Source organism: Iodobacter sp. BJB302 (genome assembly GCF_002735645.1).
Taxonomy (GTDB): domain Bacteria; phylum Pseudomonadota; class Gammaproteobacteria; order Burkholderiales; family Chitinibacteraceae; genus Iodobacter.
The window spans coordinates 24,312-32,632 of sequence record NZ_PDZG01000053.1 but is presented as its reverse complement, the minus strand read 5'-3'; the positions used below and the strand labels follow the sequence as shown (position 1 = coordinate 32,632).

The following is an 8,321-nucleotide window of genomic DNA, read 5'->3' as shown; positions in this document are numbered from 1 at the left end:
CGACGAACTAAGCATTTTGCAAGTAGAAAAGGCACGGAAATTCTTAATCAACGGCATAACTGGGGAATAAAAATCATAAAGTGAACAGCATTGCCCTCAATCCCCCTTTTACCAAGGGGGAAGCAAAACCAACACCTTAAGTGAACGGTATTTCCCTCAACCCCGCTTTTACAAAGGGGAAAGCGACAGAGCAGAAGTGCCGCCTGAACTCATCAGGCAACGCCCAGTGCTTTAAGGATTTTTAATTCCTTATCTGCAAAGGTATGAGCCCATTTTCTGAGCTGATTGAGATTGTCTTCTTCTGAATCGATGGTTTTACCTTCCAGCAATAATCTTTGCTCCTGCCGCACTAAAATCTGCCAGGCATATTGAGCCCATTCTTCGGCCTGATGCTTGCCCTCTTGTCTGGCCAGTAAAAAGATTTGCTGAAAGCGGCCAACAGGCACGCCGCCGCCCAATACCGGGCTGGCCAGGTAGGCTACTTCGTTGCTGGCCCGCGCTTGTTTGCAAAGGTGCAGATTCAGCTGTTCGCACCGGGGTTTGGCTTTGGCAATTTCATCGTCATTCTGAACCGTTACCAGGCTGCCGCTGCCGATTAATACATAGATGGCTTGCAAGATTTTCACAAAGCTTTGGCCTGTGATTTGCTCAATTTGCCCCAGTGTCATGATCTGATGATCTGCCAGCGTATCTAAAATAGGGGCATAAACGGCCTCTTGCATATTAGCTTCACCCAGGCTGCCAGTGGCGGTAAGCGACACATCGGGCCGGTGTTGGATCAGGATAATCCGCTGCTGACGCAGTAATTCTGTTTGTTTGATATTGCCCAGCTTGCGCGGGCCACGTACCCAGTAATCACGGCGGAACTGCTGGTTCACCATAAAATCGCGCACTGTTTCGCGGAACATGGCATCGGGGATGTCTTCTAAAAATTGTTGCTGATCGGTGCTTAAATTAATGGAATCAATCTGGTCTAAATAATGGGCGGAGCAGGCAAAGCTGAGCTTGGCGGGCTCAAGCCATTCGGCCATGGTGGAAAAATGCATGGGCAGCCAGTCGCGGTTAAAGTATTCATGCGCTAAATAATGGCGGTTTTGCTCTTTCAGTTTTTTAATCCGCTCGTGCACATGCGGGTTGGCTCTGGCATAGAGCGGCTCGGTAGCCAGCAGTTTTTCAGTGAAATCCAGTGCGCCATTGATGCGGCTGACTATGCCGTTGCCTTCAACGCCCACCACTTCTGCGTGCTGAGTCATTAAATGCCGCATAGGCACAAAGTTGGCCCAGCCGGGCTGGGTGTTATAGCTGATGTATAAAACACCGCCCACTTTTAATTTTTTACGAATAAAATCCACAATCGTGCTGCGGTTTTCATCGGAGATCCAGCTCCAGATGCCATGCAGGCCTATGAAATCCAATTCTGGTAAATCATTGCGCGCGGCAAAATCTGCAAACGATTCATCAAACAGCTTTGCTTCTGAATGAGAGGCCCTGGCCAGCTCCTGGGCAAAGCCCGCCTGGGAGGGGTTGAAATCAGTGCCGTACCACTGAATGGTGCTGGCGGCGGCATGCAAATTGGCACTGACGCCCTGACCAAAGCCCAGCTCGCACGCCGTGCCTATTTCGGGGCAGGCCAGCCCGGCACTTAAAAACGCCATTTTCACCCGGTGAGGATTCAGCTCAGCGTAATAGCCATAGGTGTAAGCAATATCTGCAACATAACCTGCCGTCCAGTTACTCATGCTTTATCTCTCTTTTTGAGTGAATCAGGGTGATTTAAGTAAAACCAATAAGCGGATTAACTACTATTACGCCAGCCCCCGCTTTTGCCCAAGGGCGATGGCCGGGGGCGTGTTTTAGCGCAAGGCCAGATCCAGTGTGTTTAAGTCTGTTTCCTGCAAAGTGCCTGCATAAAACTTCAGCCGGATATAGCCGCTTAAATAGGTGTACTGCGCTGCGGTATGTTTTTGCTGTGCTTCAAAAAAGCGGCTTTGGGCGTTGAGTAAATCAACATTGCTGCGCACGCCGGATTGAATCCCTTTGCGGGTTGATTGAATCAGCACATCGCCAGAGCGAACGGCTTCCAGCAGGGCTTTGATTTGTGCCGAGCTGGAGCTGAGATCAAGGTATTGCTGGCGCAGCCCAAGCTCTACCTGCTGCAGCATATTGCGCTGATCTTCACTGGCGGCCGTGTGCTGGGCTACGGCACGCTTGCTGCGGGCATTGATTTCACCGCCTGAAAAAACAGGGATGCTGGCGTAAACCATAATGCTGTTGGATTTGATGACATTATCAACGGTGCTGTAGCTGGGGCTTTCTTCGTAACTGGTGCGTAAGCGCAAATCCACTGTAGGCAGGTGCTGATCATTGCTTTTACTGATTTCCAGCTGAGCCGCATCTACAGAGGCCTGGCGCTCAAACAGCACCGGGTTATATTTTTTTGCCTGCTCCAGCCACTCGTTCAGGGAATAGCGCAGATGCAGATCTGCCTGCATTGCGCTGGGTTTACGGTGGGGCAGATGATTCATCGGCTCGCCCACGGTGACGCTTAGCTCATGCAGCTTGCTGCTGTGTGCGGCCTCTGCCGAAAGGATGTCGGCATCCACAAAATCCAGACGATTCTGGGCTTCATTGACATCGGTGATAGTGCCATAGCCCGCCGCAAACCATTTGCTGGCCTGAGTTTTTTGCTCCTGATACGCCTTTTTTTGCTCGTTTAAGAGCTGCAGCTTATCAAAGGCAAGCTGCACATCCAGGTATTGCTGGGCCAGACGCATAATCAGCTCTTGCTGGCTGCGCTCCAGCGCGTGGTTAGCTTCTTTTTGCTGGAATTCAGCCTGAGATAAATTATCCCATGCCGCCATTTTAAAGAGTGGCTGTACCAGCGTGGCGGCATAAGTCTGGCCGTTATATAAATAGTCTCTTGAAATGGTTTGCGTGTGTTTGCCCGCTTCAACATCAAACTCTGTGTTTACCCATTCACGGCTGCCCTGGGCCGAGATTGATAAATTGGGCAGCAGCCCCGCTCTGGCGATGGGGACAATTTCCTGAGCCGCCAGATTCTGAGCTCTTGCGATGGCATAACGGCTGTCGTTTTGTACCGCCTTGGGATAAAGGCTGGCTAATTCTGCTGCATGAAGCGCAGAACACATAAGTAGTGAGAGTAAGCAGATCCTGGTTCGCATCGAGATCCCCTTATTTTTCTGTGAAGGAAAAGGCAAGGCGGTTAAGCAGTGGGCGCACGATGTAATCAAGCAGGCTGCGCTCGCCTGTTTTAATGATTACTTCGGTTGACATGCCAGGCTGGATGGCGAGTTTTTCCTTACTCAGCTTGGCAAGCCCGTTTTTAGTCACCACTACTTTGGCGCTGAAATAGGCATTGCCGCGTGAATCTACAATGCGGTCGGCCGAGATGCTGGTCAGCTCGCCTTCTAAAATGGGTGGCGTGCCTTTATTGCCTAAGGATGAGAAGCGGATATCAGCCAGGAGACCCGGATGCACCTTATCAATCAAATGGGGAGGAAGTTGAATTTCAATCACTAATTCATCGTTTTCGGGCACGATTTCCATCAGTGTTTCACCGGGGCGGATAATCCCGCCAACAGTATGTACATTCATCCCAACCACGCGGCCCGCAGCAGGAGAGCGTAATACGGTGCGTGACAGATCTTCTTCTTTCGCTTTGATTTCATTGCTCCAGCGATTTAAATCACCCTGAATCTGGCTGTATTGTGTTTCGGCTTCTTTATCAAATTCCTGGGTGCGCTGCAGGATTTTTAAGCTTAATTCGCCTTTTTGCCGGCTGGCCTGCTCGATCCGCCCAAGCCCTTCGCCATATTCACCAGAAAGCTGGGCAAATAAGCGCTCCATTTCAAACAGGCGCGAGCGCGGGGCATAGCCATCATTGACCAGCTCTCTTAAACCGGCGATATCTTTTTCTAATAAACTCATTTGCTGTTTACGGCCGTCTTTTAATGCACGCAGCCCGGTGATTTGCTCATTAATCCCTGCAATGCTTTGCTGCAAAATATTGCCTTCATTAATTAATACCGTGCGGCGGGTATCAAATAATTGCATTTGCGTATTCATGATTTCTTTAGCTTGCGGATTTGTGGCTTTAAGCAGCTTTTCATCAAAGCTGATTTTAGGCGCGTGTTTCAGCTCTGCATAAAGCCGGTCTGCCAGGGCCTGTGTTTGCCAGTAATTATTTTGTACTGTGGATAAAACGGCATTAATCTGGGTTTGATCGAGTAAAACTAAAGGCTGATTGGCCTGTACTTCTGCGCCTTCTTTGACCAGTATTTTAGAAATTACTCCGCCTTGTAAATGCTGAATGGCTTTGCGTTTACTTTCCACCGAGACCACACCATTGGTGGGCACCCCTTCATCTAAAGGGGCAAATATCGCCCAAATTAAAAAGCCTCCCAAGCCAAATAAAAGAATAAATAAGCCCAGACGGGTGACTGACCTGGTATCTGTTAATGCATCATTCACATCGAGTATGGGTTCGGGTGATTTCTTTGTGGCTAGTTTCAACATGGCTCAACCCTTTTAATCAATAAAGATAAAGTGATTATTTTTTGCTCAGGCCTGCAGCCGGATAAAACGGGATATCCAGGCTGCGTTCAGGCATCAGGCTGTGGTTTGCTGCTCTGGCTGTGCTGCAACTGCCGGGGTCAGCGCGGCTAATACCTGATCACGCGGCCCGTAATATTTCAGCATGCCATCTGCCATCACCAGCAAGAGGTCTACCACGGCCAGAACATGGGTACGGTGAGTGATCAGCACGACGGTAGCGCCGCCTTCTTTGGCCCGCAGGATGGCCTGCACTAAAGCCCGCTCGCCGGTGTCATCCAGATTTGCATTGGGTTCGTCCAGTACAATCAGGCTGGGCATGCCGTAGAGGGCGCGGGCCAGACCAATGCGCTGGCGCTGCCCGCCAGACAGGCCCGCGCCGCCTTCACCAATGGCTGTGTCGTAACCCTGAGGCAGGCGCAAAATCATTTCGTGCACGTCCGCCATCTGAGCTGCGGCAACTACTTTTTCGCTGTCTATTTCACCAAAGCGGGCAATGTTTTCGGCGATTGTGCCGGAGAACAATTCGATATCCTGAGGCAGGTAGCCAATATAGGGGCCAAGCTCGGCTTTACTCCATGTATAAACATCCACACCATCCAGCCTGACCTTGCCCATAACAGTAGGCCACACACCGACCAGCAGGCGGGCAAGTGTGGATTTGCCGCAGGCGCTTGGCCCGATAATGCCCAAAATTTGCCCGGCAGCCATGCCGAAATTCATATTCTTGATCACCATATTCTGGGTGCCGGGAATCGCTGCAGAAATATTATCGGCCAGCAGCTGGCCGCTGGGCCGTGGCAGGCTCATGCCGATATTGCGGGCCGGGTAGGCTGTCAGCAGGTCTTGCAGGCGGGAATAGGCCGAGCGCACACCGATAAATTGCTTCCATGAGCCAATGGCCAGCTCAATCGGGGCCAGTGCACGGCCCATCAGAATAGAGCCTGCAATCATGGCTCCCGGTGTGGTGCTGCCCTCAATCACAAGAAGCGCACCTGCCCCCAAAATTAGCGATTGCAAACTGATACGGGTAAATTTGGTAACGGCTGAAATGCCCCCGGCTTTATCGCTGGCTTCCCCCTGCAGAGCCAGAAATTTACCGTGGTGGCGATACCAGCGTTTCATTAAGCCGTCTAACATGCCCATGGCTTCAATCACTTCGGCATTGCGCAAATTATTATTGGCAAAGCGCGTGGCTAAATTGGCATGAGTAGAGGCCTCGGCAAGGGGCTTTTTGCTGACCATTTCAGTGAAATAGGCCAGCGCAGTTAAAAGAATGGCGCCGATCACTGCCAGCCAGCCCAGCAGTGCACCCAGCATAAATAAAACAGCCAGATAGATAGGTGCCCATGGGGCATCAAAAAAAGCAAACAGCCCCTGGCCGGTTAAAAACTGGCGGACATTGGTTAAATCGGCCAGGGCTAATCCTGCATCACCATTGCCCTGCTTTAAATTGCGCTCAAAGGCGGCAGTAAATACCCTTGAATTAAGCTGTGAATCTAATTTACTGCTGATACGCACTAATAATTTGGAGCGTATCATTTCCAGTAAAGACATCATTCCATACAGGCCAAGGGTAATGATGGTAATCATGATTAATGTGGTTTCATTTCTGCTGGCTAATACCCGGTCGTACACCTGCAGCATATAAATAGAAGGAACCAGCATCAGCAAATTAATAAAGAAACTGAATAACCCTGCTACCCAAAAATGCTGGCGTAAACTATGTAATACAATGGCCAGTTCAGAGCGGGGCTGCATTTGCTTTTTCATGTTATTTCCTTTTAAAAAAGGTTACACGTTTTCTGTATTAGTCTGAGGGAATTCTAAGGTTACTAAATACTCTGGCCATTCATCATCGGTGCTGGATTGGGATTCTTCATCAATATCCAGAAAAATAAAATTCAGCACATATTGTAGATCAATTTGCGTTAAAACGATTTCTCTTAAGCGATGGGAAGCAAAACGCTCGATCACTTCGGCGGGTAATTGCAGCTGAAATCTCAAGCGTCCTTCTAAAGTAAACATCGATAAAATATTGTCTTTAATGCTTAAGGTATGGCGGTCGAAATAAACCGGAGCCGAGGCCAAAAAAAGCAAATTAGGCAGGGGGGATTCGGCAGGAAGGTTTTTCCATTTACTTTGCGGATGTTCATACAGGGTGCGATAGGCACGGCATACGGCATAAATTGCATTGCAAGCCATTTGCGCGCCTAAATCAGGGTGTTGTTCACGCAGCACTCTGTAGGCCAGATGGTGCAGCGTAACGCGATGCCAGCAGCGGTGTTGCTGCGAGATCGGCGCGACTAAATTGCACGCATTACAAAACTCTGCCTGCAGTGCCTGTAATCTGAGGCGCTGTGCGTCGTTTGTAAGAATAGGGACAGAGTATGTGCTGGGCATAATCATCAATCTAGGAAAGTTTTCTCCTATATGAAATGCCTATATGAAGTTTTTCCCTACGTTCGTCGGAAAAGACAAATGGCATATTTTTAATACAAAGTACTGCTCCCTTAGCTCAAGCCTTGCCTGGCCTTGTTTTTAAGCACCACGAGGCTGGCTTTTGTGTGAAGATCACCAATGAAAGACAAACATGTGTTTGTCCACAAAGCTACACAAAGCGGCCTAGATCTTTCGGTATTCTTGCTTTCTTCTATCCTTTCAGTAATCTAGCTGCTGCCTGTTTTGTATTTCCGTCTGCAAAAATGCGTGCGTATCCTTTGTTTACTTAAAAAATATTGCTCTTCAATAGGGTAAAGGGGTGGTTTGTGATTTCAATCGTGATCCCGTTTTTTAATGAGGAAGAGGGGCTGTTGCATACTTTGGCAACAATCTCGGATACGCTGCGCAGCCTGGCCCGCCCATGGGAGATTGTGGCTGTGAATGATGGCAGTACGGATAAAACACTGGCTATTTTGCTGGAGCAGCAAAAACTGATGCCTGAACTGCTGGTGGTGGATTTATCGCGTAATTTTGGTAAAGAGGCCGCGCTGACTGCCGGGCTTGCTCATGCAAGCGGCGATGCAATTATCCCTATGGATGCAGATTTGCAGGACCCGCCAGAGCTGATTGCACCGATGATCAGTAAATGGGAAGAAGGCTACGAGGTTGTTTTAGCAAGACGCAGCGACAGATCAAGCGATAGCGTGGCAAAGCGGCTCAGCGCCCGCTGGTTTTATAAGGCCATTAATAAAATGTCTGAGGTGAATGTGCCGGATAATGTCGGTGATTATCGCTTAATGGACAGATTGGTGGTGGATACGGTGATGTCTTTGCCGGAAAGCAGGCGTTTTATGAAGGGGATTTTTGCCTGGGTTGGCTTTAAAACCACAACGCTTAATTATAAAAGAGCCGAAAGAAACTCTGGCAGCAGTAAATTTAATCTCTGGAAACTCTGGAATTTAGCCATAGAGGGTATTACATCGCTTTCTATTACGCCGCTGCGAATCTGGAGCTATTTAGGGTTTATGGTGGCATCGGTGTCGTTTATCTACGCGCTTTATATTGTAGTTCGCACCATCGTTTATGGGATTGATGTGCCTGGCTATGCCTCTTTAATTACTCTTTTTTTGTTTTTCTCTGGTTTGCAGCTGATTGGCCTTGGTATTATGGGGGAATATTTAGGCAGGGCCTATGTCGAGTCAAAACGACGCCCGCCCTATATTGTGAGAAAGCTCTATCTTCCCCGCTTAAAGGGTGAATATATCAATCACCCCAGAGCGTTTGATGCCGCATCTTCTTAATAAATA

Annotated in this window: 6 protein-coding genes; 1 reads left to right on the top strand and 5 read right to left on the bottom strand. The window is 49.0% G+C overall.

From position 1 onward, the window contains the following. Positions 1-212: 212 nt before the first annotated feature. From CSQ88_RS15910 to CSQ88_RS15890, 5 genes are all read right to left on the bottom strand, one after another. The gene (locus CSQ88_RS15910) at positions 213-1,739 is read right to left on the bottom strand and encodes a class I SAM-dependent methyltransferase (RefSeq protein ID WP_099399071.1); all 1,527 of its coding nucleotides are present in this window, start codon (positions 1,737-1,739) and stop codon (positions 213-215) included. A gap of 114 nt (positions 1,740-1,853) precedes the next feature. Next, a complete protein-coding gene (locus tag CSQ88_RS15905; RefSeq protein ID WP_099399070.1) occupies positions 1,854-3,182 on the bottom strand; it encodes a TolC family outer membrane protein in 1,329 nt (442 codons plus the stop codon). 10 nt (positions 3,183-3,192) lie between these two features. Further along, positions 3,193-4,536 carry an HlyD family type I secretion periplasmic adaptor subunit gene (locus CSQ88_RS15900; RefSeq protein ID WP_099399069.1) on the bottom strand — a complete coding sequence of 448 codons (1,344 nt, stop codon included), beginning with the start codon at positions 4,534-4,536 and terminating at the stop codon, positions 3,193-3,195. 93 nt (positions 4,537-4,629) lie between these two features. After that, positions 4,630-6,345 (bottom strand): type I secretion system permease/ATPase, encoded by a 1,716-nt coding sequence (locus tag CSQ88_RS15895; RefSeq protein ID WP_099399068.1) that lies wholly within the window; start codon positions 6,343-6,345, stop codon positions 4,630-4,632. Positions 6,346-6,366: 21 nt separating this feature from the next. After that, a complete protein-coding gene (locus CSQ88_RS15890; protein WP_143449496.1) occupies positions 6,367-6,975 on the bottom strand; it encodes a hypothetical protein in 609 nt (202 codons plus the stop codon). A gap of 365 nt (positions 6,976-7,340) precedes the next feature. Here CSQ88_RS15890 and CSQ88_RS15885 point away from each other — a divergent pair, with 365 nt between their 5' ends. Beyond that, positions 7,341-8,315, top strand: coding sequence for a glycosyltransferase family 2 protein (locus CSQ88_RS15885; RefSeq protein ID WP_099399066.1), 975 nt, complete (start codon positions 7,341-7,343; stop codon positions 8,313-8,315). The last annotated feature ends 6 nt before the right edge of the window (positions 8,316-8,321 follow it).